The 25,709-nt window shown below is 39.5% G+C and carries 24 protein-coding genes and 1 riboswitch; of the genes, 4 read left to right on the top strand and 20 right to left on the bottom strand.

What is annotated here, in order from left to right:
• Positions 1 to 36 precede the first annotated feature (36 nt).
• Positions 37 to 504, bottom strand: coding sequence for a GNAT family N-acetyltransferase (locus tag RCG25_RS03190; RefSeq protein WP_308082239.1), 468 nt, complete (start codon positions 502 to 504; stop codon positions 37 to 39).
• A gap of 456 nt (positions 505 to 960) precedes the next feature.
• Between RCG25_RS03190 and RCG25_RS03185 the strand changes: the two genes are divergently transcribed.
• The 4 genes from RCG25_RS03185 to RCG25_RS03170 all read left to right on the top strand — a co-directional run bounded on the left by RCG25_RS03185 (position 961) and on the right by RCG25_RS03170 (position 4,738).
• On the top strand, positions 961 to 1,932 hold the full coding sequence (locus RCG25_RS03185) for a reverse transcriptase-like protein (protein WP_308082238.1): 972 nt from the start codon (positions 961 to 963) through the stop codon (positions 1,930 to 1,932).
• 371 nt (positions 1,933 to 2,303) lie between these two features.
• A complete protein-coding gene (locus RCG25_RS03180; RefSeq protein WP_308082237.1) occupies positions 2,304 to 3,401 on the top strand; it encodes a GGDEF domain-containing protein in 1,098 nt (365 codons plus the stop codon).
• A gap of 85 nt (positions 3,402 to 3,486) precedes the next feature.
• Entirely contained in the window at positions 3,487 to 4,275 is a 789-nt protein-coding gene (locus tag RCG25_RS03175; protein ID WP_308082236.1) for a hypothetical protein, read from the top strand.
• A 4-nt stretch (positions 4,276 to 4,279) separates the two neighbouring features.
• Positions 4,280 to 4,738, top strand: a complete 459-nt coding sequence (locus RCG25_RS03170; protein WP_308082235.1) for a hypothetical protein — start codon at positions 4,280 to 4,282, stop codon at positions 4,736 to 4,738.
• Positions 4,739 to 4,789: 51 nt separating this feature from the next.
• On the opposite strand, the gene RCG25_RS03165 is transcribed toward RCG25_RS03170, so the two are convergent.
• From RCG25_RS03165 to RCG25_RS03080, 19 genes are all read right to left on the bottom strand, one after another.
• On the bottom strand, positions 4,790 to 5,200 hold the full coding sequence (locus RCG25_RS03165; RefSeq protein WP_308082234.1) for a hypothetical protein: 411 nt from the start codon (positions 5,198 to 5,200) through the stop codon (positions 4,790 to 4,792).
• A 95-nt stretch (positions 5,201 to 5,295) separates the two neighbouring features.
• On the bottom strand, positions 5,296 to 5,853 hold the full coding sequence (locus tag RCG25_RS03160) for a transposase (RefSeq protein WP_308082233.1): 558 nt from the start codon (positions 5,851 to 5,853) through the stop codon (positions 5,296 to 5,298).
• A 152-nt stretch (positions 5,854 to 6,005) separates the two neighbouring features.
• Positions 6,006 to 6,734, bottom strand: coding sequence for a hypothetical protein (locus RCG25_RS03155; RefSeq protein ID WP_308082232.1), 729 nt, complete (start codon positions 6,732 to 6,734; stop codon positions 6,006 to 6,008).
• Positions 6,735 to 6,881: 147 nt separating this feature from the next.
• Entirely contained in the window at positions 6,882 to 10,859 is a 3,978-nt protein-coding gene (locus RCG25_RS03150) for an endonuclease (protein ID WP_308082231.1), read from the bottom strand.
• A gap of 154 nt (positions 10,860 to 11,013) precedes the next feature.
• Positions 11,014 to 14,469 (bottom strand): 5'-nucleotidase C-terminal domain-containing protein, encoded by a 3,456-nt coding sequence (locus tag RCG25_RS03145; protein WP_308082230.1) that lies wholly within the window; start codon positions 14,467 to 14,469, stop codon positions 11,014 to 11,016.
• Positions 14,470 to 14,871: 402 nt separating this feature from the next.
• Entirely contained in the window at positions 14,872 to 15,048 is a 177-nt protein-coding gene (locus RCG25_RS26050) for a CBO0543 family protein (RefSeq protein ID WP_374121057.1), read from the bottom strand.
• 280 nt (positions 15,049 to 15,328) lie between these two features.
• Entirely contained in the window at positions 15,329 to 15,802 is a 474-nt protein-coding gene (locus RCG25_RS03140; RefSeq protein ID WP_308082229.1) for a hypothetical protein, read from the bottom strand.
• Between the two features lie 31 nt (positions 15,803 to 15,833).
• The gene (locus tag RCG25_RS03135; protein WP_308082228.1) at positions 15,834 to 16,481 is read right to left on the bottom strand and encodes a hypothetical protein; all 648 of its coding nucleotides are present in this window, start codon (positions 16,479 to 16,481) and stop codon (positions 15,834 to 15,836) included.
• A gap of 54 nt (positions 16,482 to 16,535) precedes the next feature.
• Positions 16,536 to 16,964, bottom strand: a complete 429-nt coding sequence (locus tag RCG25_RS03130) for a GNAT family N-acetyltransferase (RefSeq protein ID WP_308082227.1) — start codon at positions 16,962 to 16,964, stop codon at positions 16,536 to 16,538.
• Positions 16,965 to 17,115: 151 nt separating this feature from the next.
• The gene (locus RCG25_RS03125) at positions 17,116 to 17,991 is read right to left on the bottom strand and encodes a 5'-methylthioadenosine/S-adenosylhomocysteine nucleosidase (RefSeq protein WP_308082226.1); all 876 of its coding nucleotides are present in this window, start codon (positions 17,989 to 17,991) and stop codon (positions 17,116 to 17,118) included.
• 173 nt (positions 17,992 to 18,164) lie between these two features.
• Positions 18,165 to 18,268: riboswitch (purine riboswitch) on the bottom strand.
• Between the two features lie 145 nt (positions 18,269 to 18,413).
• A complete protein-coding gene (locus RCG25_RS03120; RefSeq protein WP_308082225.1) occupies positions 18,414 to 19,049 on the bottom strand; it encodes a pentapeptide repeat-containing protein in 636 nt (211 codons plus the stop codon).
• A 22-nt stretch (positions 19,050 to 19,071) separates the two neighbouring features.
• Positions 19,072 to 19,830, bottom strand: a complete 759-nt coding sequence (locus tag RCG25_RS03115; RefSeq protein ID WP_308082224.1) for a hypothetical protein — start codon at positions 19,828 to 19,830, stop codon at positions 19,072 to 19,074.
• A complete protein-coding gene (locus RCG25_RS03110; RefSeq protein WP_308082223.1) occupies positions 19,814 to 20,347 on the bottom strand; it encodes an RNA polymerase sigma factor in 534 nt (177 codons plus the stop codon). Before RCG25_RS03110 ends, RCG25_RS03115 begins: the two co-directional genes overlap by 17 nt.
• Before the next feature lie 125 nt (positions 20,348 to 20,472).
• Positions 20,473 to 21,675: a YecA family protein gene (locus tag RCG25_RS03105; protein WP_308082222.1), complete on the bottom strand. Its 1,203-nt coding sequence runs from the start codon at positions 21,673 to 21,675 to the stop codon at positions 20,473 to 20,475.
• Between the two features lie 434 nt (positions 21,676 to 22,109).
• Positions 22,110 to 22,577, bottom strand: coding sequence for a CBO0543 family protein (locus tag RCG25_RS03100; RefSeq protein WP_308082221.1), 468 nt, complete (start codon positions 22,575 to 22,577; stop codon positions 22,110 to 22,112).
• Positions 22,574 to 23,065 carry a CBO0543 family protein gene (locus RCG25_RS03095; protein WP_308082220.1) on the bottom strand — a complete coding sequence of 164 codons (492 nt, stop codon included), beginning with the start codon at positions 23,063 to 23,065 and terminating at the stop codon, positions 22,574 to 22,576. The genes RCG25_RS03100 and RCG25_RS03095 overlap by 4 nt, the downstream gene beginning before the upstream one ends.
• Before the next feature lie 111 nt (positions 23,066 to 23,176).
• A complete protein-coding gene (locus RCG25_RS03090) occupies positions 23,177 to 23,725 on the bottom strand; it encodes a GNAT family N-acetyltransferase (protein ID WP_308082219.1) in 549 nt (182 codons plus the stop codon).
• A 696-nt stretch (positions 23,726 to 24,421) separates the two neighbouring features.
• Positions 24,422 to 24,721, bottom strand: coding sequence for a hypothetical protein (locus RCG25_RS03085; RefSeq protein ID WP_308082218.1), 300 nt, complete (start codon positions 24,719 to 24,721; stop codon positions 24,422 to 24,424).
• A 409-nt stretch (positions 24,722 to 25,130) separates the two neighbouring features.
• The gene (locus tag RCG25_RS03080; RefSeq protein ID WP_308082217.1) at positions 25,131 to 25,697 is read right to left on the bottom strand and encodes a DUF4256 domain-containing protein; all 567 of its coding nucleotides are present in this window, start codon (positions 25,695 to 25,697) and stop codon (positions 25,131 to 25,133) included.
• Positions 25,698 to 25,709: the final 12 nt, after the last annotated feature.

Genomic DNA, 25,709 nt, shown 5'->3' with positions numbered 1-25,709 from the left:
CGTTACGCTAAAGCGCTGAGGGACTGTCCCCGAAAATTACAATTCTTTCACCATTTTCACAATCTCGTTTTCAAAGTTGAATTTTTTATAGAGATTGATCGCTCTTTCGTTCTGTGCAAAGACGTTCAATGTTAGTTGCTTGTATCCTTTGCTTCTTGTCCATTCCTCCGCCTTCTCCATCAGCTTCCTTGCGATTCCTTTCCCTTCGCCCTCTTTGGCAACGGCAATGGAGGAAATATAGCCTTGTTCTTCTCCGGAAAAGTAATCTACATTTTTTGTCATATGTAGAAAGCCTAATAAGTTTTTCCTATCATCTTCTACTACAAAAATATCAGAATCAGGATCGTTGCTATGGACAGCTTCTTGAGCCATCTTTAATTGAGCATCCTTCATTACTTGAGGATCCCTCCACTCCATAAAATCAAACTCGGTAAAACGAGTCGATAAACCAATAATAAACTCTTTATCGGTCTCTTCCATTTTTCTAATATGTAAGCAATCCATGTTTCATCTCTCCTATCAGACGTTTTTACCTTTATTTTACTATTAGTAGGTACGAGTGACTATTACATTTATTAAATAAATGTTGATTCCGTTGACAAACATCGACCGATTTCCTTATATGCTATACTATTCAAACGTTTGAGTAGAACGGGCTTTAAGCGCTCCCTTATGCAATTGCTACCTAGATTGTCTTAAAAAATTTGGTGAAAAACTATTTCCAAAATACCTTCTTGTTCCGCAATAAATGAGAAATTTCCCGGGTCATGACATCATTCTATGAATATTCCCTTTTTCTGCTACTAATCAAACGATTAGTTAAATACAACTTTATCCTTGTTCAATATAGGTTTTCACCTCAATATCTATGAGAGAATTGTAAAAGATTAGGATTTTTTTATTTTACTAAGGTAATATAATGAGTATAAACAGACATCCAATGGAAAAGTAGATTAAAGAATGCAGGTGAGAATAATCGCTACAACATCACAACAAAAATCCCCGGTAGCTTTACTTTTAAAGGGAGAACTCATTCAAAAATTAAAAGTATCGAGAACTCAAATGAATGCCTACTTACAGGATGGCATGCCTCACTATTTGATTGGCAATGAATTTCGCTTTTTAGAAAGTGAAATAAGGACCTGGCTGGAGACTTACAAACCCTCTCAGGAGCGGCTTGAGAGTGAGTTTCGAGATAAAAAGGGACGCACTTTAGAAGAATATGTCACGGAAAAAATCATCGTGGAAACACTAAGGATCACAAAAGAGAAACTGGTAGGTCTATGTAAAAAGGAAATGCCATATGAGAGAGTCGGAGAAAAGGATTTCTTCCACGTTCAGGATATTCTGGATTATTATCGGCAGGGTGCAGCAACAGGAACGGAAAAGGCACGGCCACAAAGTTCTAAGAACACAACGAAGATCATGCAGCCTTCTCAAAACTCCAAAAAATCTTTCTTAATGCCTTTGTGTCAGAAAGTCCCTAAAGAAGTACCGTTTATTATCATTGATGGGTCTTACGATTTTAAAAATCATTTTGCAGGAAGCGGATTAGTTCTGGTTGAAAACTGGGATAAGGCAACGTCCTTTTCGAATGTAAGGAAGATTGAAACCACAAAATCCATAGTTTCTGAATATCTTGCATTATTGGATGCTTTACACGTTATTAAAGACCAAAACATAAATAAAGCTGTCATTGTTACCGACCAACAGGCCTGGGCAAAAGGAATTTCTATTAATGCGAAAAACTTTGAAGAAACATTTAAGCCCTACATAAAACAATTTAATAAGCTCTGGGCAGAGTTGAAAGGAAAAGTGAAAGTGAAATTCGTAGGAGAATTAACCTCAGGGAAAAAGAATGCCCTATATAAAAAGGCCCACAAACTAAGCCAAGAACATAAAAAGGGAACCTATGAAATCATTGAGATATAAATAAGGGACAGTCCTCCGGCGCTTTAACGCAGCGGGGGACAGTCCCCACAAAAGAGTTAGCAAAGGACATGTGAGACACAAAATACGACATTTCAGCACACGCTGATTGTCGGACAAGTGAATTATAGGTATGATAGGTCGAAAGAGGGGGTCATCTCCTTTACGTCTATTGTTATTTCACCCCCTCTTGTTTCTCTAGCATACTAGAGTTTTCCAAATCAAATAATCGTACAAGCTGTCCCTAGACCGGACGGCTTTTTTTGACCCGGATTCACTACACGTGATTCGACACTAACAATCTACTATACTAAATAGAAGAAATGGACGAGTGTGGCTTCATTTTTCATCACTAGGACAAAGGGGCAACCGGAATGATAACAATTAAAGAATATCTCGTTAATGCCGCTATGATCATTTCCATCATCTACTTATCGAGTTTTATTCATAAACATCTGCTGGTGAACATGAAAAAGGGACTCAAAACCCTCTTTTTCGCAGTTGTTGCCATCTTTACTGGCTGGTGCTCTATGTTCTTTGGGATTCACTTAAACGATTCCGTCATTTTTGACCTGCGATTCGTGCCCATTATTATCGCAGCCCTCCACTACCGCACTCCCCTTACCATGCTGGCCATTGGTGTGGGAATAGGCCTGTTACGATTATCCTTTGGAGTGAACACTGCGGCTATCGTTGGTTTCATGAACATGGTCGTTCTCTCTCTATCTGCAATACTTCTTATTAGGATTTCAAAAAACTGGGGCCATTATAAAAAGGTACTATTCATAGTTCTTATGCTAAACCTGCTCAACACAATCATTACGATGATTTTCGGGGTAATTTCCGTTAAAAACTACCTCCTTCTCATTCTACCGACGGCACTACCCATGAACATCCTTTTCAGCTTGTTGCTGCTTTGGATTGTAAAGGACTTAAAGAATGAGTACATACACAAAATTGAATTATGGAATCGTGCCAATAAAGATCCGCTAACAAAGGCCTATAACAGAAGGGCTTTCAAGCATTTTTATCAGGAATATGTTTTCGAGAAAAAAGAGACGTATCCATTGTCATTGGCATTTATTGATATTGACCATTTCAAAAGAGTAAATGATACATACGGCCACCTTGTAGGGGATGTCATTCTAGAAAAGGTCAGTGGTCTTGTCTCTGATCACATAAGAGATGCCGACATACTAGCCAGATACGGCGGTGAAGAATTTGTCGTAATTCTGCCCTCCTGCACGAAGGAACAGGGTATAAGTGTGATGGAAGGAATCCGCCAAACAATTGAAAACCATCCGTTCCTGGTCAACGACCTGACCATTCACATCACTCTTTCCGTAGGCATGGCCAGCACAGAAACCACCCCACCGAAACACCTGCTAAAAACAGCAGACGACGCCGTATACCAAGCAAAAGAAAACGGCCGTAACCTAGTTCAATATGGGGACAGTCCCCCACTGCGCTAAAGCGCCGGGGGACTGTCCCTTTTTTCGAATAAGAACGTCACCCCTGGCACATGCTAATGGTAAATAATTCATAAAAGGGGCCAGCATGGATAACTACACAAATCAGAATACTGCCAGACGGTATATTGCGCATGTTAGTATTTTCGGGACATCACAGATTCATTTAAGAAATCCCTACATCATTGCCTGGTGGTCCGCCGCTTTCCCTGGGTTCGGACACATGCTTTTATCCAAATATCTCCGAGGTTACGTTCTGTTTATTTGGGAAGTCGTTATTAACATTAAGGCCCATGTGAATGATGCCATGATTCTTTCCTTCCAGGGGAACACCGAATTAGCCAAAGAGGTGTTAAACACGAGATGGCTCTTGATGTATATTCCCGTTTATTTATTTGGTATTTGGGATAGCTACCGGACAACCGTCGATATGAACAGGGTATATGAATTAGCCAACAACGAGGGCCACCGTTACAATACCTTTGCTCTAGGTGCACTAGAAATTAACTACCTAGACAAACGTAAACCATCCCTCGCCGTAATGTGGTCACTGTTTATCCCAGGTTTAGGGCAACTTTATATTCATAGGATTTTAACTGCCTTTTTTATCATCTTTTGGCTGGTCGTTTTCTTCTATTTCTCACATGTGCAAGAAGCTATTTCTCTTCTTTTTTTAGGAAAAATAAAAGAAGCGACCGCTGCCTTAAAACCGGAATGGCTCTTGTTTATTCCTTCTCATTACGGGTTTGCCACTTATGATGCTTATATTCACACGGTTGAAAATAATAAGCTTTTTGAAAAGGATCTTAGAAGCCATTTGAAAGAAAACTACCAAAGCAAGAAATTCCGTATTTTAAAAGGGCAAAAGGTGAAGTGATACTTTGCAAATATTTTCGACATTTGAAACGACTGGGTTTCTAGAATTGGCTATTACGACATTAGAGAAAAAAGGGATTAAAAAGGAAAACATATTTGCCGTCCCGCTTGATAATCGCACGGAGGAAAGAAAGCTATTTGATTCGCTTCATCGCTCCGACGGGACCACATTAATCGATATAGGCATGGCATTAGCCACCGCCTGCTCTGTTATTACCGCTAGTATCGGTTTCAAACTATCTTGGGGTCCGATATATTGGGGACTGATAGGAGCAGCTGGAGGGTTTCTTATCGGCCTACTCATTCGTTTATTTATAGAAAAAGTCATTAAAAAACGAAAAAGACAATTAAAAGGGATTCATTCCGAAATCATCCTCATTATCGAATGCGAAGAAACACAAGCCGAAGCAGTCGAAGGTGTACTATGGGACAACTTCGCTATCGGAGTATCAAAAGTAAAATAAATCGGGGACAGTCCCCCACCACGCTAAAGCGCCGGGGGACTGTCCCCAAAATTATTCCTCTTCCTCGACTTCCTCAGTCTCCTCCTGCAAACGTTGGATTTCCTCGGTTAGCTGCTCAAATGCATGGATTCGAAACTTGGCACTAGCGATCAGATCATCAATAATCTGTACAAAGCTGTCATATTCAATGCCGTTTTCACTGCATTCTTTGATCAACTTTAAAAAATCATCTTCATATAAATGGTATCTCTCTTTAAACGTCTCATCCTTCATAGTTAAAAAGTATTCTTCATCCACTACAAATTCATTGAATACCTTCTTTGTTAACCGATGTTTCGTCACTTCTATTTCTTCTTGGTCCTTTTTATCTTTGTAATGCTGAGCATCTTCATACTCGGAGCAAAGCGTGGCATAGATCTTCTCAAGCAGCTCAGTCGGTTCTAAATACTTCAAATCTGCCATAAAAAGCCTCCAAAAAACCTCTTTTCTCTATTTATTGCCAAACAGCAGACTTTCAACCCCAAAAATTGGGGACAGTCCCCCGTTACATTAAAGCATTAAGGCACTGGGGGACTGTCCCCCTGCTTATTCATCACAAACCGAATATAGTTATCCCTCTGGGGTTCTGGGTAATAAGAAAATATTCTTTCTGTTGTGACAAACGGATGCTGGGAATCTACTAAAAAGGCAGAGTAACTGCTCCAGAGGTAATCCTCAGGATTTTGGACCATTTCCGCTTCAACCGGATTCCAATGAACATACCGGCTGGTTTCGAGAAAATAATTAAGCGAATCTATGAACTGAGCATCATAGCGTCCCTGGAACAGATGCCCCACCAATTCGTGACGTTTATTAAAATACATGGCGTAACAAGTATGGAGCATTTTCATGATGTGCTTTGGGTGATGATCGATGGTTTCTAATAGAAGATGAATATGGTTAGGCATGAGGCAATAGGAGTGGAGAATAAACGGAAATTTTCGTTTGACTTTATGGATTAATTCCATATAGGTGAGATAATCTGCATCATCTACAAAAATTGCTGCCTTTCGATTTCCGCGACTCGTGATATGATACGTGGCACCAGGAATCCAAACACGTGGCTTTCTTGACAAAATTTAAACACCTCTTCTTTCTAATATCGATTTGACTTTTACATAATTCGACAGAACCTCCTTCATTTCCTCTCAGTATGATAAATAATTTACAAAAACAGGGACAGTCCCCCATTGCGCTAAAGCGCTGGGGGACTGTCCCCAAACTAGTTTTAAGACCTACTTAATTCGATGAGTGCATAAACTTTAATTGCTTCATATTCTTCCGCTGTTAATCGCTGCATTACAGCTGCTTTAATCTCAGCTTTGACCTGTGGTGTAAGTCCTCCCTTTGCTTTATCAGCAAACCCCAATAGCTCGCCCATTGAGAACTTGGTTAATAAAAATTTCTTGACTTGTTCTCTGGAATTGAACTTTAATTTTGGTTTTGGTTTTGGTTTCACCGGAGCTTGTTGGTTAGTTTGAGAATTTCCGTTGTTGGTTACTGGTTGCTGTACAGTTTTTACTGCACTTGTTTGGTTTCCTGCATTACTTGTAGTAACAGGAGACGAACTTACTACGTTATTCTCATCTGTATTCACTGCATACTTATTAAGGAATTCGTCTTTCTTTTCTTCCCCCACCTCGTTTTCAATCATCTGTTGGATATTGGGGTCCGTTAATAAATTCTTAATATCTTCTTGCGGCATCTGCTTAGCTACTTCATCCACCATTTTTTCAGAAGCCAAGTTGACTCCGATTTTATACCCAGCAAACCCTAACACGAGCACCAAAAGTAGAGGCATTCCAACCTTAAACTTCTTTTGTGTCCATAATGGTATTATAGATCGACGGTGATTGGCCCCTATTTTTCTATAGTATTTTCCATTTTCACCGATAAAATAGCGGATACCTAAAACCTTAAAAGGTGTCTTTATCTCTCTCATTCTAACTCTTTGCATGATCTGTTCCCCTTTAACGTACCTAATTAACTCTATTAATTTTCAATCTATTAACAAAAAAAGTCAATATTAAAATATACTTCCAAAACAAAAAAGGGACAGTCCCCCACTGCGGTAAAGCAGTGGGGGACTGTCCCTAACCTTTGTCTATTGCCAAATGGAGTCGGCCCATTCTGGGTGATCTATGAATGGATTACGATTGCCTTGAATGGATTGTATAACGTCGTTTCTATGTTTTTCGAAGGCATCTGGTGGATCCATTTTGCTCCATTGAAGCAGGACTGATTTTTTCCCGTGGAACGGTGTTGGATACGTATTTACCTTGTCAGCTAGTTCAAGGTCAAGTTCACCGCCATCGCCTTCATAACGAACGTCCATATACATAAGCATTCTTGCGATATCGCCCTTCACACGATCAGGTGGCTCAAACGAATCACCATCGTATTTACATTCTGCACACTCACCTTGAGGGTTGCCCCCCATATCAAAATCCAAATGTCCGCGTGTACTGTTAACAGACGCATCAGCTGGTCGTAAGTGATGAATATCTGTTCCCGGTCCAACGCTCGTCCCAAAATCACCATGTGACTTGGCCCAAACATGCTCACGGTTCCAGTCATTTACCCCTGAACCGAACGTTGTTTTTGCCTGAGAACGACCGGTGTATAGAAGGATGACGTTATTTGGATTGTTCGGATCTTCATCCGTTTTCTTTAAAGCTTCCGTTACCTGTGCATATGTTAACTTTGTTTGTACCTTGATAATATTGTGTAAAGCAAGCTTTAAATCTTCCCCTGTTTTTCCAGCAGCCGCTGTGTAGTACGATTCTACGGTAGAATCAGGTGCTGCTGCTACCGTTAAGGTAAAGGAGAGACTTAACGTTTTCTCCCCATCGTTCGCTGTGACAGACACATTAGTAGTACCTGCCGTTGCAGTTGGAAGCATTAAAGTAGACCCTTGAACGGTACCAACAGTAGAAGTGTACGTTAAGACACTTCCTTCAGGATCAACAAAATAGTCATTTAAATTAATCGAAAATGGTTGACCTACTGCAATCGCAAAATTAGGGAAAGGCTTTGTTTGCATTGGAGCTTGATTCACTTTCGGCCCACCAGTTACTGGTGGTGAAATCACAACACCGTTCGCATCAGTGAACTTTAGAGTAGATGGTAATGTCACTCCATCCTTCACGGTCCACTTTTGAACCTTTTCCACACCTCTTAATTGACTAACATTTCCATTTTCAATTACAACTTCTTTAACCTCAACACCGCCAAAATCAATAACAGCGGCCTCGCCAGGTTCCACTGGGCTCACTGTAACCACCGTGTTCTTTAAGCCCTCGCCCCTTAACTTAGCGTAAGCACTTTTCAGAACGATTCCATCCGAAATCATGGAAGATCCATCGATGGTAATGTCAGCAGCCACATTGTTTACGGTTAACTTTTTCGTCTTAAAGCCATTTAAGTTGTACACCTTTGTCGATGCTGGAGGTGTGACAGGAGGCAAGACTTCTCCTGCTAACTGGGTTTGAATAATGATAGGATCATGATCACTTGCCCGTCCATGAACCTCCATAAAACCAGAGTTAATGTGTAAGATATCTACCGCAGTGTTAGCGACCATGTTGTTGGTAACTAAGACTTGGTCTAAAACTTGCGCGTTCCCTTGATAAGAGTAATTGTAACGCTCATTTTCAGGAACAAGGTCAATCATGTCAGTTAATTCATGCCCTTTAGCAATTTCTACTGTTTTCGTGAATTCAAAATCATTGAAATCTCCCAGTAAAACTACGTTTGCATTGGCATCTTTTGCTTTCACATCTTTAACGAAGCTATTCACAAGCGTTGCAATTTTATGTCGTTGAACTTCACTGCTTAGAACAGGCGGCTGATTTTTTCCAAAAAGTGGTTGGTCCCCACTCTTAGAATTAAAATGATTGGCCACCACGATAATGCTTTGACCTTGGAAGTCAAATTGAGCAGCAAGTGGCTTCCGGCTGGAAGTAAACGCAGCGTTTGTCGGGTCAATGCGTCCTGGGTTCAATGTAAGCTTTCCATTTTCAAAACCAACAGCTTGTGTCGAAGTTCCTTTAGGCGCTCCAGCCGTTAGGGAAACACGATCCTTATTGTAAAGGAAGGCCACACGAATATTTCCACCAGGTGCTCCGCCGTCTTGATTATTAACTGGTGCAATTTCAGCATACTGATAAGTTGGTCCACCTAGTGCTTTTACTTTATCAATAATCTTTTGAGCACTTTGCGTTCCATCTACCGTGCCATTATCCGTTTCACCATTATTATCTTGAATTTCATTCAATCCAATAATATCCGGATTTTTCAACTTCGTCACAATGGCATCCGCAATCTTTGTGACTTTGTCATCTGGAGTCACAGTAGAGAAATTCTCCACGTTATACGTTGCAATCGTTAATTTATTCGTTGCTGGTGTAATTTTTGTAGCAGGTCGAACGATTGGTGTTTCAGTTAATGTTGGAAGAGTTGATTCTTGCGTCATTACTTTATAGTTGCTGTAACCGTAGTTAACCACACCTTTAATCGCCCCGGTAAAATAATCCCCCATTTTGGCGCGGTAAGACTTGTTTGCCGTAGCTCCATTTCTTACATCCACACCAATACGGTCTGGGTTATAGTCCGTCGCAGTGATTCGTAATCCGCCATTCACCACATTGGTAGGATAATCCTTAGGGACCACCCAAACTAATCCATCTTTTTGGAGAGCAATAACTTTTCCATCGTCAACTTGAACGTACATTCCTTCTAGGCTTTCCCAGAAATCAATGGCATCTTCTTGTGGATCAAATTGTGCAAATTGATCGTTGTCAATGATTTCTGTTGGAGCAATTCGGTCAACCCCAAGCTTGACTGGTGCTGGAAGTGGAGCCGTTCCATTTTTCGTAATGGTTGTGGCTTCAATTTCTGTTATCGCTAAATCCGTCGTTGCTTTCTCAGTAAAACCTTCGCCAACAAATTCTGATACTTTCCCTGTAACCTTAACCCGATCACCAATGGATACACCATGGCTCGATTTAAAAACAAGGATACCATCAGAGGTGTTAGGATCTCCGTCCCCTACAAGATCTTGTAGGAAAAATCGGCTTGTTCCATCAATATACGTTACAACGCCTTCTACATCAGTAACTGTTTTACCAGTAAATGTAGAAGTATGTGATTTTCCTTGAATATCATAGATGTGAGTGGCAGTACCAGCAACTTCAATCGTGTAAGCAAAGCTGCTAACCGCACTATTCGTTAAGCCTGATTTTACCGCAAAAGCTTTAATGGTTGTTGCCTGTGTTATAACAATTGGCTGCGAATAGACTGCACTCGCTTCTGTTGGTTCCGTGTTATCCGTTGTATAGTAGATGACTGCACCTGAAGTCGCAGTCGACAAAGTGACTGTTGTTCCACTTGGAACTGTACTCGCTCCTGGTGATGCCGTTACGTTTGCCACTTGTGTTTCTACCGGTGGTGGAGTGCCACCGTCCATCGTGTGGGAACCAAGATAGGTAAATACATCTTTCCCCATGTTATCCCATTCAACAGCAGGGTCGAATGCATCGTCTGGATTAGCATCTCCCTTTGTAACCCAGCTTTTTCTTACCAACGTTTGATCAATTGTCTTAACAGTTGTTCCCCAATTCAAACGTTCGCCCACTTTTCCAATCACGTCAATGATGGTGCCATTATGCTTTAAAACAACCGCATCATCACCGTTCCAGTTAATAACGGTTTTGCCAGTGTCTAAAAAGTTTGTCTTTGCCACAATGGCAGGGTCCGCATCACTGCGTGAAATGACAAAAGTAGATCCACTTGCTAGAGTTGAAGATGAATCAGTGGATAACGCCATTTTATAAGTGGTAGTCGTTGCACCATTACTATAATGTTCAAGTGTATATTCACTTAATTTAACAGGAGCCCCTGTCCCATTGTAGAGCTCGAGTGCCTTGTTAAAGCTGGAGCCTTCGATATATTCAGAGATGAATAGATCGGTCGCTTGTGTAGCAGCAGTGGCTCTTTGGATATAGAAGTTAGGTAAGACTAAGCTGATCAGCATGACAGCAACAAGAACGATATGAAATCTCTTCTTACTTTTTCTAGACAATACTGCACCCCCTGGTTAGTTATGATTACTGGGTTAAAGAAGGCCGACACATCGGTGAAAAGTCAGACGTCACGCTCAAATATCTATCTCAGTGTCCTAGATACGGCCTAAATGTGGCGTCAGCTCCTTGATGGGTCAGCCTCCTTCTTAGTTATTAATCTTGAAAAATAGTATCCCCATCAACAGTTACGTTAGAAAGTTCAACTCCTGTATTGCCTTTTAATGTTAGATTACCATGTACGGTTGCGTATTCAAGCTTCGTTACACCAGTTACATCAACAACAATGTTTCCGTAGTAGACCTTAGGATTGGCAGCAGTGCCACTGAAGGAAGAAGCTGAAACCGTTTGTGGAACCACGTTAACAATACGTCCTTCTACTTGAGCATTTACCGTTTTATTTGGTTGTGCCGCAATGTAGTCTCTGAACATTTCCCAATCCACAAAGCCCGGCTCACTTACACGACCTTCTGCGTAAGCTTTAGCAAATACTGTATATCCATCTCCACCTTTAGCAGTGAAAATGTTTGTTGCTACGGCATAGTTTTTAGTAAGGTCTAGAGCTGTGTATGTGCCATCTTGACCTTTTACAAGTACGCTTTGAACTTTTTCACCAACAGGCTTTGTGCTATCATACGTGAATTTCAAGCCAGAAACTTGTAAGAACGCGCCATTTGCAGTTGCTGGAGCTGTTTTCACTCCAATTTCAAGTGCTTCTTTAATCTCTGAACCTTTTAAATCCATAATCGCTAATGCGTTTCCGAAAGGTAGAACGGTGAAAATGTTGGCTAAAGTAATATTACCAGCCGGTAGAGTAACCCTTACGCCACCGCCGTTTTGTAACGCAATTAGTGTATTAGGGTTAATCGTTTTCGCTTTTGCAAGCATACCGTCAGCAATGAAGTTACCAAGGTTGGTTTCTCTTGTACGTGCTGGTGGGTTTCCACCTTCTAAAACAACAGAAGATGTACCAACTACTTCCGCTTTCATTGCATCAATTGATGGCTTGTATTTTGTGTTTAAAATACTAGCAGTTGCAGGATCCTCTGCATAAGTAGCAACGTCAAGCAGTTTGCCAGTTGTTTCTGGAACGATGACTTTTCCTTTTGAATCAAACGTGACATCCAATGTTCCAAGGAACTTATTGTATTCGTTCGCTTGAACAATTACAGTTGGCTCGTCACCAGTTGTTTCGATAAATGGTGCATCCAATTTAGAATGAGAGTGCCCGCCAACAATGACGTCGATTCCTTCAACTGCAGCAGCTAAAGTTAAGTCGTTGTCCCATGCATTAGAATCATCGTAACCAATATGGGTTAAAGCAACGATTTTGTTCACGCCTTGTGCTTTAAGAGCATCTACTGATTTTTGTGCTTCTTGAATGTAATTTTTAAAGGCAACATTCGGCCCTGGACTTGAAATAGTCGGAGTCTCTTCAGTTGTTAATCCAAAAATACCAACTTTTTCCCCATTTATAACTTTGATGATTCCGTTATAAATGTTGCCACCTGCAGGGCTCTCTGTAATAACATCCTTATGGAAACGAGAGCTTAAATTCTCTTCTTGAGTAAAATCAAGGTTCGCACTGACAAATGGGAAGTCTGCTTCTTTTACAAAGTCCGCCAATGTTGGAATACCAGCATCGAACTCGTGATTTCCAAAAGTCATCGCATCATAGCCTGCTAATTCCATAAACTCTAAATCTGCTAAACCTTTATACTGATTGAAATACAATGTTCCAGAGAATACATCTCCAGCGTCAAGTAGTAATGCATCCGGCTTTTGGGCACGAACAGACTTAATCGCCGTCATTTTTCTAGCCACATTGTCAAGGTTTGCATGCGTATCATTAGAATGCATGATATTCAATGTAAATTTGCTGTTTGCTTGTCCTGCTAACACGTCGATATTGAATTCCTTCGTACCATTTACAGTAAATTCTTGTTGTAAATTGTACCATTTGCTTTCTGTGCTGAGCCATACACCTTCAAGCATATAGCTTCCATTTGGTAATGTCGTGCTGTAAACACCGTTGGCATCCGTTGTAATGTCATACCATTTCACTTCTCCAGAAGTAGTATGCACACTGAATACCACATTTGGTAGAACAGCAGTACCTTTCTTTAGAACACCAGTAACGTTTGGTGAAACAACACCTGTTCCATCTGTTAATACGTCAAGATTTAATTGCAATTGACCTGCAACGGTAAAGTCTTTCTTCAACTCGAACCATTTGCCTGCCACGCTATCCCAAATTCCATCAATCGTGTAGGAACCGTTAGGAAGCTTTAATGCAAATGCTCCGTTCGCGTCCGTGTGAGCATCATACCATTTCACTTCACCAGAAGAAGTATGAAGGCTGAACACAGTATTTGCTAATGCTTGTGTTCCTTTTTTCAAGGTACCTGTCACATTGAATACGCCAGAAAGGTCGATTTGTAATTCAGTAGCGCCTTCAAGCTTTCCGTCTTTCACGCTGAACACTTGGTTTAGTTCAAACCATTTGCCGCTTGCTTCTACCCATACTCCGTCTACTTGGTAGCTGCCATCTGGCAATTTAAAATTGAATTTTCCATTTTTATCTGTTGTCGCATCGTACCATTTTCCATCTGTACTATGTACACTGAATGGAAGTTTCGCTAATGCTTGTGTACCATTTTTTACAGTCCCTGATACATTCCATGTTCCTTCTGCAGGGTTTAGTGCATCAATTTTCAATTCATGTAGACCATCTACTAAACCATTTTTAATAGTGATCGTTTTGCCTAGTGGATACCAGGTTGGTGCTACCCAAATCCCTTCAATTTTGTAGGTACCATCTGGCAGATTGTGCGTGAATACACCATTTGCATCTGTTGTGAAATCATGCCAAACATTTGTAGTGGTATCTCTTAAGCTAAAGGTGACATTTGCTAGTGCTTCATCACCAACAACCAGTGTACCTTTGCCTGGAACGGCACCTGGATCTGGCTGTGGCTCTTGAGCTGCAGCAGTTCCTTTGAACTCAATTTCACCGATACGGCTTGTACCAGTGGAAGCCACGGTTGCTCCACCGATGGATGTAGTTGAGTTTCTTAACCATCTGACGTAGACGACATCCTTGTCATTTGCTTGGCTTGGAAGCGCCACGTCTGTTAACACGCCGCTTGTCCAGTTGGTAGCAACTGTTACTGTTGCACTTGGTATATCCTCCCAAGTAGAGTTGTCTAAGCTATATTGAACTTTAAAATCTTTTGGTCCTGTGCTTGAACCATATTGTTTAGATGATAGTGTGATAGATTGGTAGCCTTTTGTGGATAGTGATACTTGCCAATAGGCTGGATTGTTTGTCCATTTATCTGCGTTTGGAACTGTAATTCCAGTCGTTGGCCCGTTTACATAAGGATTAGCTGTAGAAAGAGCTGCTCCTGTAACGGACAGTGTCTTGTTGAGGTTCTCTGATGTTCCTGAGGTAGCTTGTAGTTTGTTTGTCGTGCTACTAAAGTCCCATTTCACTAATGAAACTGGTGACGTTGCAGCATTTACTCCGTGTGGCAAGACTAGTGCTAACAACATGATTGCTGTTAAGGTCATACTCAGCCACTTTTTGGACTTGTTGAATACGTTACGCACTGATAAAATCCCTCCAAACAAGTTATTAAATTGTAAACCCACCCTAGAAAATATATTACCTATTAAAATTACTTATTCTCCCAAACACTCACCGCCCTTCCTTTTTAGGCATATATTACTATTTATAGTTTATAATGTATTACTACAAACTTCTACACAATAATTCTAAATAGTCTAAAGAAATTGTAAAAGGGGACAGTCCCCCGGCGCTTTAGCGCAACGGGGGACTGTCCCCTTTCTTTTTTTGAAGCCATAAGAATACATTTGTAAGCAACTTTGCCATGAGTAATGGGATTACATAGATGACCAAACGGTAGGCATAATTAGTATGACTATAAAATCTTATCAATCCCATTTTCACGAATATGGGATCAACAATAAAGGCCAATAATACAGCTACGATTAGTGCCGTTTTATAATATTTTTTTTATGATGTAATGTCCATTGATAGACTAACATGAAAGTTACCGGCACAAAACTTGAATCAAACGCGAAACTTGGCATGGTAGGTATTAATTGAAAAGGGTAGCTCCAAAGCCCCCTATTCACGCCAAGTAAATTAATATAAAAAGATAACATATGAACACTGTATCCATAAAAACCAATCAAAAATATTTTACTTTTATCGATTTTTAGGAGGATAACAATTAGTGGTACGAAAAACAACGCAACTATGCACCAAAACTCAAAAGTAGTAAAAATGGAATAACGTGACCAATAATCTAGAAGAATGTCTGCAGACTCTTTCCTCAATTCACAGCTTTATCTAACTGATCCAAGCGGGAATCGAACAATACGATCATTCCTAACACGGTAATTTTTCTTAACTTTCCCTATTAGGAAGAACATATGCTACTGATTAGTTACTCAAATACACAATCCCGTTGCTTCTCTTTACCTTAAAGATTAAACCATCTTCTGCCCGAAGAAAGCTAGCCGCACCTTTATATTGATCCGTTTGAATTGATAGGCCATATCCCTTGTTCTCTGGATACCCATAAATATAGCAAACCACTTTTCCATCCTTCATAAACACAATCTGATCCATTCCCTCATTCACCGTCTCACTTACCCGGTCCCATTTATACCCTACCGTTTTGTAGATATCTTCTTTGGGAGTATACGGTGGAAAGCTATAAGCCACATCCCATTTAAATGGCGTGATTTCTCGCAAATTGACCGTTTCAACTGAAGCCCCAAGCGATAGCACTTCCTCTTTCAACAAATCTTCATTTTGATCCCAAACGTCCTTATGTAATAGGTTGATAATAACAGTAATAGCCAGACATAATAAACCAATCGCCACAATTGCAGCTGTCCTTTTAGCTTTCAAATCCCCACCTCTTATCCGCAAAGCTATATGATTATAACTTTCTACTTTTGCCACCAGACTTAATGATAAGATTAAATCCGGCCACTTCACCTGAATCCAGCTGGATTTTTAGCTTAGATACATCAACACTTGTTTCAATTTTCACTACCCTACGCTCACTTCCTTCTAACTTGACCTTATATGGTGCATGACTGTTCATAATGGATTCAAGCGGAAAGGAGTCCAAATTTTTAAATTCAACATTGAAATCCACACTCTTGTCACTGTAATTTTCAAAAGGAAGTTCACATATCGCATTTAAGGTTGTCGCATTATTTTTTTCAAAACTACAAGTGCTTTCTTCAGATTCATAGGAGACAGCATAAATGCCTGTAGCGAACGTTTTTTGAATTGACTTTACTACATAAGGCGGAGTAAAAATAGCAATTAAAATAGCAAGCAAGCTCATCCGAACCTTGTATTTATTTAATGATTTACTGAGTAAATAAAGACTTAAAATCAATAATAATAAAGATACTATTCCTATAAAATTTATTCCATTTTCTGTTCGAACGGAAATATCAAAAACCGAAACAAGCGTCTCTCCATATGGAGCTGCATCCGGAAAGGGGAAATTTAATGCCATTGACAGTAAAAAAGGGATTAGGGCAATGTAAAGATATTTTTTATCTTTTATCAATAGAATCACACCCATTTATCAAAATAGATTTAATAACATACAAACACTAGTAATCTACAGTGACTTCTGAAAATGATGACAAGTAATATCTAACCCACATTTAAGATAAAAACGGTGCGCATCAAATCTTTGTACACCTGAATCCAAGTGGAATTCCTCACAGTTATTGATTTTGGCTTGTTCAATCAGCCAATCCCATAAAGTTTTTGCATAACCTTTGCGCCGGCTTCCCTCATCAGTAATCAAATCATCCACATAAAAATACCTTCCCCATGCGAGCGATTCTGTCACCCGGTATCCCGCTGCCGCTTTCACTTCATCATCCTCAATCACCGCAACTAAGTGATATCCATATGTCGCTTGCATTCGTTTGATCTTTTCTAAAAAATCATCCTCAATTAAGTGCGGCCGCAGTTGTTTAATCGTCCTAAACGTCAACATTATTTCTGCATCTGTTTGCATAAGCTTTACAATTGAACCCATTCTCTTCACCTTATCTCTTAATTTTTTCTACCTAATTCTACCATTTAATAAATTCAACAATAGATATGGTATTTCCTTTATTTGAAAAAAAAGGGGGACAGTCCCCCGCTGCGTTAAAGCGCTGGGGGACTGTCCCCTTCCGTTTAATTATTTACCTTTTAATCGTAGAAATATATTGTTTTACGACTTCATAGACATATTCTTGGTTGGCTGTTGCCGTATTAGGGTTGTAGGCTCCGCCATTTGTTTTATTATTAGATAGAATTCGAATACCCAAAAAGGCTACATTATAAGCATCAGCGATCTGTGCGGCCGCTGCACCTTCCATTTCTTCAACAGATGTACCATAGTTGGTATGGAACCATTTAATTCGGTCCACTTCATTATTCCAAACATCCGCTGATCCGATTGTCCCCTCTACCACTTTCCCCTTTGTGTATGTATCCTTCACCGCATTCGCAGCTGCGAGTAAATCCTTATCGCCCTCGTAGTAACGGATTTTTTCAGCATTTGGATCCGATCCACTTCCTTCAGAAGCCATCAGGTCCATCGGATTCCACTGAGATGGATCCATCCCCTCGTTTTCATTCTTACTTTCTGTTTTTAAGGAACCGATATTGGTCGTTCTTTTTCCTAACACAATGTCAAATACGTTCAACTTCGGATCATGTCCACCAGATGTACCTTGGTTGATGATGGCGATTGGGTTATATTTTTCAATTGCAATAGCCGTAGCCGCTGCTGTATTTTCCATTCCCTTGCCTGTTTTCGCCACAATGACAGGATAATTATCTAGCTTTCCTTTATAAAAAACAAACGTTCCTGATTTTTCTACCTTCACTTTATCTAATCTCTGAGCAAATTTTTCAGCCTCTATTGGCATCGGGCCCTCAATGAGAATCGGCCTTTGAGCAGCTTCTACTTTTGTTTCCTTTACAATAGTGGAGCGGTACCCCGCAAACATCAATAATAATAGGGCACCAATAGTGACCAAGGAAGTAAATTTCTTACCCATTTTGTTTTTCATCCATCATTTCCCCTTTTCTCATGTTGTTTGATCTACTCGATTGTTTTCAAAACAAAAAGGCCTAGAACGGCAGAATGTTCTCTACCCTCTAGACCTACAAAGTCAAAGTATACATAATGAGGCATATCTAAAGAATGCCTATTATAATATGACATCGGCTAAAAACCGAATAACTGCCACATACTTCAACTCGTAGTCTGGTTCTTTCAGTGGGAACCAGGTAGAAACGCTCAGCCCATATTACCGAGTATATACGAGTAAATTTTTTTCAAACGATTACTATGACAATATAGCAAAATAATCTCAGAACATCAACGTAAACATGAACATTTAATTCAAAGTACCTATATAATGTACGTGTTTATAACAAGGGACAGTCCCCCGTCGCGCTAAAGCGCCGGGGGACTGTCCCCAAATTTTTTCTACTCCTTAACAATCAATCCCATCAACGTCGCAAACTGAATTGCCTGATGGGAGGATACCTTGCAGCCAGCTAGTTTTTCCATGGAAACTGTGAGTGTATCAAAGGTGGAGGAACTAATATCGATTCCTTTTAATGATGTTTGATCAAAGTTTGCTCCATCGAGCTGACAGAATTGATAGTCCACTTTCTTAAGCTTACAATCATAAAAATCGGTATTCCTCAAAGAAACATCCTGAAAAACTACCTTCTCCAGCTTCGAATTTCCGAAGGTCGCCAAATTCAACACCGAATTCGTAAATCCAACGTTTCCAAAGCTCGACTCTGCAAAATTCACACCGACCAGCTTACAATTTTTAAACTCTACGCGATGAATAGAAGCCTTACTCAAATTGACATTGGAAAAATCACAGTTCTCAAAACACACGTCCGTAAAATCGCCGCTTCCGAAATCCGTTTGGTTGAACCTGCAATTTTTCACCACCGCATTCGATAACCGCACGCGATCAACCACTTCATTTTCAAACACAGAATCCACAATGGTGCACATCTCTAAGATGGAATCCTCTTCATAAAAGATATCATGGAACCTCTTAGTCGATCGATCAGGTGAAATTCTAGGTGAATCGATTTTCATGCAAGCACCTCTCTATTAAAAACTATTTACTAAATTGAATGGACTTAGCCAGTTTTATCACATCGTCACTACTTTTTCCACCTGAAATAGAATAGATATATCCATCACTGACCACAATTAACCGATGAACCCCATCTGCTTCAAAAGGATTTACTAGAATAGCCTGGTGACCTCCAATGGTTAACATAGAGCTAAAACCGGAATACCTTTTTACCAACGAATCATAAGCCCGTTTCGCAGAACCACGTTGATTAATAGCCGTTTCAATAGATATGGATTTTCCACCTTTAACAGGATAAATGACACTAGCTAGAACCCGCCCTTGATCCTTCGTTGCAGCAATTTCTGGTTTTCCTGCAATTGAAGGAAAGATGATTGTAGTAGGAATAACAGCTTCTTCTGTTAAAAAGCGTTCCTGATCGCTGTTACCCTTTTCAATTAAATCTTGCTCTTCCCTTGAAAAAGTAACGGATACATCTTTATTTTGTGTGGGTTGCTCGAACGTGTTTATCCCTTCTGGGTACGAGCTGCGTGATGAATGGCTGCGATTGAAATTTTCCTGTTTAACTAGAACAAAAGCTATCGCTAGCACAGCAGCCGCTACACACATTCTTACAGGAAATGCAAAACCTTTATTCCTCCTAGCTTTTACGGAAATCTTATGTAAATCCCTTATCAATCGCTCTTTCATTTCATCACTTTGGCCGTTTTTCCAAACGATATCTGCCTCGAATTGAGCTAACTCGCTATCCAATATACTCCCCTTATATGGTTTCTTCAAGCAGATATCCCTCCTTTAACAGTTGCTTCTCCAATACGGGAATCGCTCGAAAAAGAGTAGATTTCACCTTACTATCAGACCAGCCTAAAATCTCCGCTGTTTCCTCAATCGAAAACTCTTTAATTTTCCGCAAGATAATCACTTCCCTGTAGGAATCTTTAATGGCCCCCAATGCTTTATAAAGTTCATATGCACTCTCTTTTATTTCTATCTTTTCTTCAGGTAACGGATTCGGATCCTTCTTAAACAAAAACGCTTCTTGTAAAAATAATATCGGCTTCCGCTTTCGGATAAAATCAATGGTTAGATTATGCGCCATACTATAAAGCCACGTTTTTGGGTTGGATTGACGCCGAAAGGAATCATAATGAACATAGGCCTTTAAAAAGACTTCGTGCCTTAAATCTTCTGCTTGCTGATAATCCTGTATCATCATAAAAATATACTTAAAAATAGGTTCGTTAAACTCCTCATACCAACTCAATATCTCTCTATCTCGTAGATACGACACCTTCATCCCCCTTTTTAAGAGCTTTGATGTTTAGACGTATATCTTGAAGAAAAGTTTTACGGGATTGAAAAAAATTTAGGGACAGTCCCCCACTGCGCTAAAGCGCCGGGGGACTGTCCCCATTCCACCTCTTATTTTCCACAACACTTCTTATATTTCTTCCCGCTTCCACAAGGGCACGGATCATTACGACCTACTTTTTTATTCTCATCAACAGATGGTAATGGAAGCAAGTGCTTCATTTCTTCTTGAGCCAGCTCAGAAGGTGAATATCCTTTTAGTATCCACATGCGTGTCTGGTTATAAATCTCCATTGCATGCGCGGTTATTTCTTGCACAAATTCAAAGGTAGGAAACTCAAGCCGTGAATTTAAATACTTAATCATCATCGATGGATGGTCATCCATATTAATGATATTGATTAACTGCATGGCCAAATCTTCAATTTCTGGCTGGGTTAAATCATAATGTTCTAATAGGAACCCTAGGAACTTGTCCATGGCAGGTACTCGGTCAATATAACCAGTCTCTCCCGCGTTTAACAACTGTTCCTTTGTAAAAGGATAAAAGTCGATACTAGATCGCTTGTTATGTTCATCGATAATTCCTTCGGTCTCAAATACTCGGTCATCTTCTAGACTAACCCCATTGGACGAAAATTTTGCTTGCCCGTAATACTTACTTGCAGCTGAAAAAACATGTAAGTATTCTAAACTATCCACTTTTTGCTGAGTATATTGTCGTACCTTCTGTAAAATAAGAAATGTTTCCATAACCCCATAATAGTAAAGCATCCCATGAGTGAGGCCGATCCACTCGGTATTCCGACAAATAATATTCTTCAGCTCAGGTCCATCTATTTTTGAAAATAGCTCTACAAGTTCAGCAGGCATGGTTAAGAACCTTTGGCCCTGCTCAATACCGGGGAAAATAATCCCCCACTCCATGAGTGTTTCAACTTTTGAAATAGAAATTTCATTATTCTTAATGGTATATTTAGAGTTCTTAACAATTTCATGGATGAGGTCATATCTCTCTTGATCTAACTTATGTAGGATCTTTTCAAAATGAATCGGGATCAATCGTTCAAGCTCACTAGCTAACGCACCCTTATTGAGTGTGCTAAGACCTTTAAGGTCAAGTCTTTTACGGATACTATCCAATTCATGCTTTTTCAACAAACTTAATAAGTCAATGTGGCGGCATGGCGTATCGATTTCTTTCCAAAGTTCCTTTTCTCTTCTCATTTCCAACTGTCGACTATGATCCTTTGCACGATCTACCGCACGTAGTAAAGTGTCTTGTGTTTTTTTATCCAACTGTGTACCATTCATTTGAAATCCTTCTTTCTTGCTGTAATGCGTCCTAGTTTGCTATAAATCTAAAAATAATAATTAACAAAAAACTAATAGACCCAACTTTATAAAAGCTGGGTCTTACCATCCACAGGAACAGTTCTCGTAGTTCACAAAAAACACCTTGTAAAGGTCAAAAACCACCAGAACCACCTCTATGGCCATCCTATCTGTTAATTAAAACATATTATTCCTCCCTATTCAAAGGAAATTAAAGGAGGCAGCGGGTTTTATTATATAATTGAATTTTACTGTTCCCGTATGCTACCTGCCCCTCTATAACACAAAAACGGCGCTAATCCCTTCTCAGTTCAACACCCTATTAGTTTTATCTCCTATAAAGTTGGGCCATATGAATTCATCCCATGTTCTGACAGATACTCCTTGATCTTAACCTTATAACTTTCGCCATCTTACACGAGCCCTTTTTTAAACCAAAATACAAATTTCTTTATTACATAAATAAGGATTAAATTACTTAACACACTCGAGAACCAGTTCCACTTTAAATAATCGATTAATGAACTATATTTTTCGATGAGTAGTGTGTAGGTTGAAATGGCAATGGAGTTCAGCAGAAAATGAACAATGATTCTTAGTTTGCCTTTTTCCAAAGGATAAAAAAGAATAAAAAACACACAGAATGTTGGATAGACAAAATAGTGAAGAGAAAAACTCATTTTAGACGCAACTTCAAATTCTCTAAATGGGAACTCTACCAACCCTAGAATCACTTGGAGATACTCATAAATCCATGCGATTGTTGAAGAAAATAAAAAGGTGATATGGGCATACCTCTTTTTGTCGACTGGTACATATCTCAACAATAAAAATATGCATATGATCCATGAAGACACCAAAATAAGAATTTCAATTCTCATACGTTTTCAACCTTAACCAGTCTTTTTTTAAACCACGAATAATACTTATGATTTAAAAATAACGAAATCATAACAGTGATTAACGTCCAATACCATTTCCACTCATGATATTTCACAAGGTTGGTATACCTTTCAAGCAGGACTTCGCAAATGGTGAAGAAACCAGTAAAGGATAAATAGTAGATAATTGCACCTTTAGGTTTAACCTTAGCTGGATAATACAAACTAAAAAACACCGCAACAATAGGGAAAAGGAAGAACTCAAAGGAGAAGCTTGTCCGGTTGTATTGATTAACATGCGGGAATAACTGTGTCGGATATTCAATCCACCCTTTCTCGACTGCAAATAAGCCCGCCGGCCAAGTGATTATTTGAAGAAAGGTAAATAAAACCCAGGCATCTCTTGCTTTACTCCTGGGGATCAATTTGAAGAGTGCAATAATGCACAGAGATGAAAAACCTATAAGAATCCATCTTTCCATATTCATACGCGTCACCCTAGCCCAATTTATGGCTATATTATGCTTCGGTGACTCAAAATTATACGGGGACAGTCCCCCGCTGCGTTAAAGCGCCGGGGGACTGTCCCCCAAACAAAACTATTCCTTACATCTTCCCATCATATAAGTGTTATAGTATTTTCCATCTGAGAGGATTCGGTCGTTTTTCATTAGACCTTCAATTTCAAAGCCGAGCCTTTTGTACAGTTCAATCGCCTTTTCATTCGTTTCCACAACACCAGCTAACACTATTTTTTTAATGCCGTTGGCGTCAGCCCACGAGATAGTTTCTATCATTAGATTCTTTCCAATCCCATATCCCCAGAAATCCTTCAAAACACCTAAACCAAATTCCACTTTATGTAAGAATCTTTTTAAATCATGACCTTCACATCTTGAATAACCTACAATTCGCCCGTCCACTTCTGCAACTAAAAATAAGCGTCTAGGATGGTTAGTATCCGTTTCAATAATCTTTTCAAAACAGGCCTGGTCTATGAACGCCTCTCCTTTTTCTCTGTCCATATTTTCGGTCTCTCCATCAATCTCTACTCTTAATTCTGACAAAACTATTGCGTCACTTTCCACAGCAGTTCTAATCACGTAGTCTAATCCTTTAACATTGAAATCTCGTTGATTAATAATCATGAAAATCACTCCAGTCCTTTTACGTTTCCAGCCATGAATCACTTAATGAGGAAAACTATTATACTTCTAATCACAATAATAAAAAAGAAAATAATTACATTTTTTCATTTTTTTGTTTTAGGGAACTTCATAATAAAAGGATGAAACCATTACGATTTCATCCCATATCCTTTTTAACCAATAAACCTGTATGACACACTTTCTTACTCTCCTATCCAAATAACCAAACACCTAAGAAACTAATAGTAGTGATTGTCCATAACAAGACTTGAAAATATGTCTTTTTCTTATTTTCTCCTATTCTCCTTGCTATGAGAAAATCGAAGATTCCTATTATAATTAAAATAACGCCAATCCAAAGAGGTCCATTCACGCTTATCCTCCCCCTCAGTTTCCTGCATTTCGTATCTTTGAAGATAATTCTCTTTCTACGTTGTTTTTCCACTTCCAACTGAACCAATGATATGTATTCTTTTAGGTATTCTTTTTTTCAAATGAAACCGATGGTACTTCTTTAATGAATAATTGCTTAATTAAGAAGAGAGGAATAATGGGTATAAATAATTTTGCACCATTTAATGGAGACCCACAAATAACCCCTTTTAATTTTGGTTTATCAATAATTCGATATAATTGAAAAATATTCGTCTCACACTATCACCTTCGTACACCAACACTTCTCCACCACTCTACTTCTCAATCAAAACGTTCTGTATCAAATCCATCCAAAATATCCTCTAATTCGGTAAGAAAATTAAGTTGTACAGGAGCAGGGATTTGCTCCATCCACTTTTTTATTTCAGGTAACTCCTCAGCCTCATCTAGATTCGTTGGCTTTGGATGAAGAGTGGCCCACCATTTCTTCAATTCATCGATAAATTCATAAAAGTAGCGTTCGAATCTTTCTGCCCATTCTGCCCCTTCATCACCAGAAGTCTTTTGCATCATACTCCAGGCCTCCATCGCTGTTTCGAAATACTCATCAATAATCCTCATGTGATGCTCCTTCCTGAATGCCATAGGGACGGTTCTCGTGGTTTTTTTACCAAAAGAACCGTCTTTTTCGCCATAAAATGATGATTTTCCGTATATGATATACTATTTAATCGTTTAGTTAAAACGGGCACAAACCCATTTATATAGCTATTTATTTCACAAATCGCATAAAAAGATTGTCGGCCAACCTTCCGCAGAATTCTCCTCTTATTCTACAAAATAATCCATATTTCTCTCAAATCGACTTCTATCTCTTTTATTCCTCCACATTCGAATGTAAACAAACGTTTAATTAAAAGAAGGGTGAATACTTTACATCAGTGGCGTAAGGCAAAAAAAATTGTCGAGATTGGCTACATCCTCATAAAAAAGTGCCACCAGAACCGTCCCCTTGGCACTCTGCATCACTTTAGACCCTTAGCTCGCCACGGAAACCCCTTGCAGCATAGTAGGATTCTGCTCCATTGTGGTACACAAAGACGGTGTCGTAGCGACGATCACAAAAGAGGGCCCCGCCAAGTTTTCTAATATTGTCAGGTGTTTGCACCCAGCTTGACGTTTTTAAATCAAAGTTTCCAAGTTTCTGCAGTTCCCGGTATTGTTCTTCCGTTAAAAGCTCAATGCCCATGGCAGTTGCCATATCCATCACGCTATTTTCTGGTTTATGTTGTTTTCTTGACTCCAATGCTTTACGGTCGTAACAAACACTTCTGCGACCTTTAGGACTTTCCGCTGAACAATCATAAAAAATGTATTCGCCCGTCTCTTGATCATAGCCAACAACATCCGGTTCACCACCAGTTCCCTCCATTTCATTGAGCGACCACAGTTTTTCCGTATGAGCCTCGAGCTTAGCTTGTACATTAGCCCATTCAAGACCTTCATGTCGGTTCATATTTTTCTCAAAACGGGCTTTCAATGTACTGAGTAGTTCTTCATGTTGTTCTAGTGATAACTCCATTTTTCTCTTTGTCATATTCGTTTCCTC

The organism is Neobacillus sp. PS2-9 (assembly GCF_030915525.1).
Classification (GTDB): Bacteria; Bacillota; Bacilli; order Bacillales; family Cytobacillaceae; genus Neobacillus.
This window is presented reverse-complemented; position numbering and strand designations above follow the sequence as displayed.

Bases quoted from the DNA above. Each gene is read 5' to 3' on its own strand.
- RCG25_RS03190 (WP_308082239.1), bottom strand. From the start codon at position 504: ATGGATTGCTTACATATTAGAAAAATGGAAGAGACCGATAAAGAGTTT.
- RCG25_RS03185 (WP_308082238.1), top strand. From the start codon at position 961: ATGCAGGTGAGAATAATCGCTACAACATCACAACAAAAATCCCCGGTA.
- RCG25_RS03180 (WP_308082237.1), top strand. From the start codon at position 2,304: ATGATAACAATTAAAGAATATCTCGTTAATGCCGCTATGATCATTTCC.
- RCG25_RS03175 (WP_308082236.1), top strand. From the start codon at position 3,487: ATGGATAACTACACAAATCAGAATACTGCCAGACGGTATATTGCGCAT.
- RCG25_RS03165 (WP_308082234.1), bottom strand. From the start codon at position 5,200: ATGGCAGATTTGAAGTATTTAGAACCGACTGAGCTGCTTGAGAAGATC.
- RCG25_RS03155 (WP_308082232.1), bottom strand. From the start codon at position 6,734: ATGCAAAGAGTTAGAATGAGAGAGATAAAGACACCTTTTAAGGTTTTA.
- RCG25_RS26050 (WP_374121057.1), bottom strand. From the start codon at position 15,048: ATGTTATCTTTTTATATTAATTTACTTGGCGTGAATAGGGGGCTTTGG.
- RCG25_RS03130 (WP_308082227.1), bottom strand. From the start codon at position 16,964: ATGGGTTCAATTGTAAAGCTTATGCAAACAGATGCAGAAATAATGTTG.
- RCG25_RS03125 (WP_308082226.1), bottom strand. From the start codon at position 17,991: ATGAAAAACAAAATGGGTAAGAAATTTACTTCCTTGGTCACTATTGGT.
- RCG25_RS03120 (WP_308082225.1), bottom strand. From the start codon at position 19,049: ATGAAAATCGATTCACCTAGAATTTCACCTGATCGATCGACTAAGAGG.
- RCG25_RS03110 (WP_308082223.1), bottom strand. From the start codon at position 20,347: ATGAAGGTGTCGTATCTACGAGATAGAGAGATATTGAGTTGGTATGAG.
- RCG25_RS03105 (WP_308082222.1), bottom strand. From the start codon at position 21,675: ATGAATGGTACACAGTTGGATAAAAAAACACAAGACACTTTACTACGT.
- RCG25_RS03100 (WP_308082221.1), bottom strand. From the start codon at position 22,577: ATGAGAATTGAAATTCTTATTTTGGTGTCTTCATGGATCATATGCATA.
- RCG25_RS03095 (WP_308082220.1), bottom strand. From the start codon at position 23,065: ATGAATATGGAAAGATGGATTCTTATAGGTTTTTCATCTCTGTGCATT.
- RCG25_RS03090 (WP_308082219.1), bottom strand. From the start codon at position 23,725: ATGATTATTAATCAACGAGATTTCAATGTTAAAGGATTAGACTACGTG.
- RCG25_RS03085 (WP_308082218.1), bottom strand. From the start codon at position 24,721: ATGAGGATTATTGATGAGTATTTCGAAACAGCGATGGAGGCCTGGAGT.
- RCG25_RS03080 (WP_308082217.1), bottom strand. From the start codon at position 25,697: ATGACAAAGAGAAAAATGGAGTTATCACTAGAACAACATGAAGAACTA.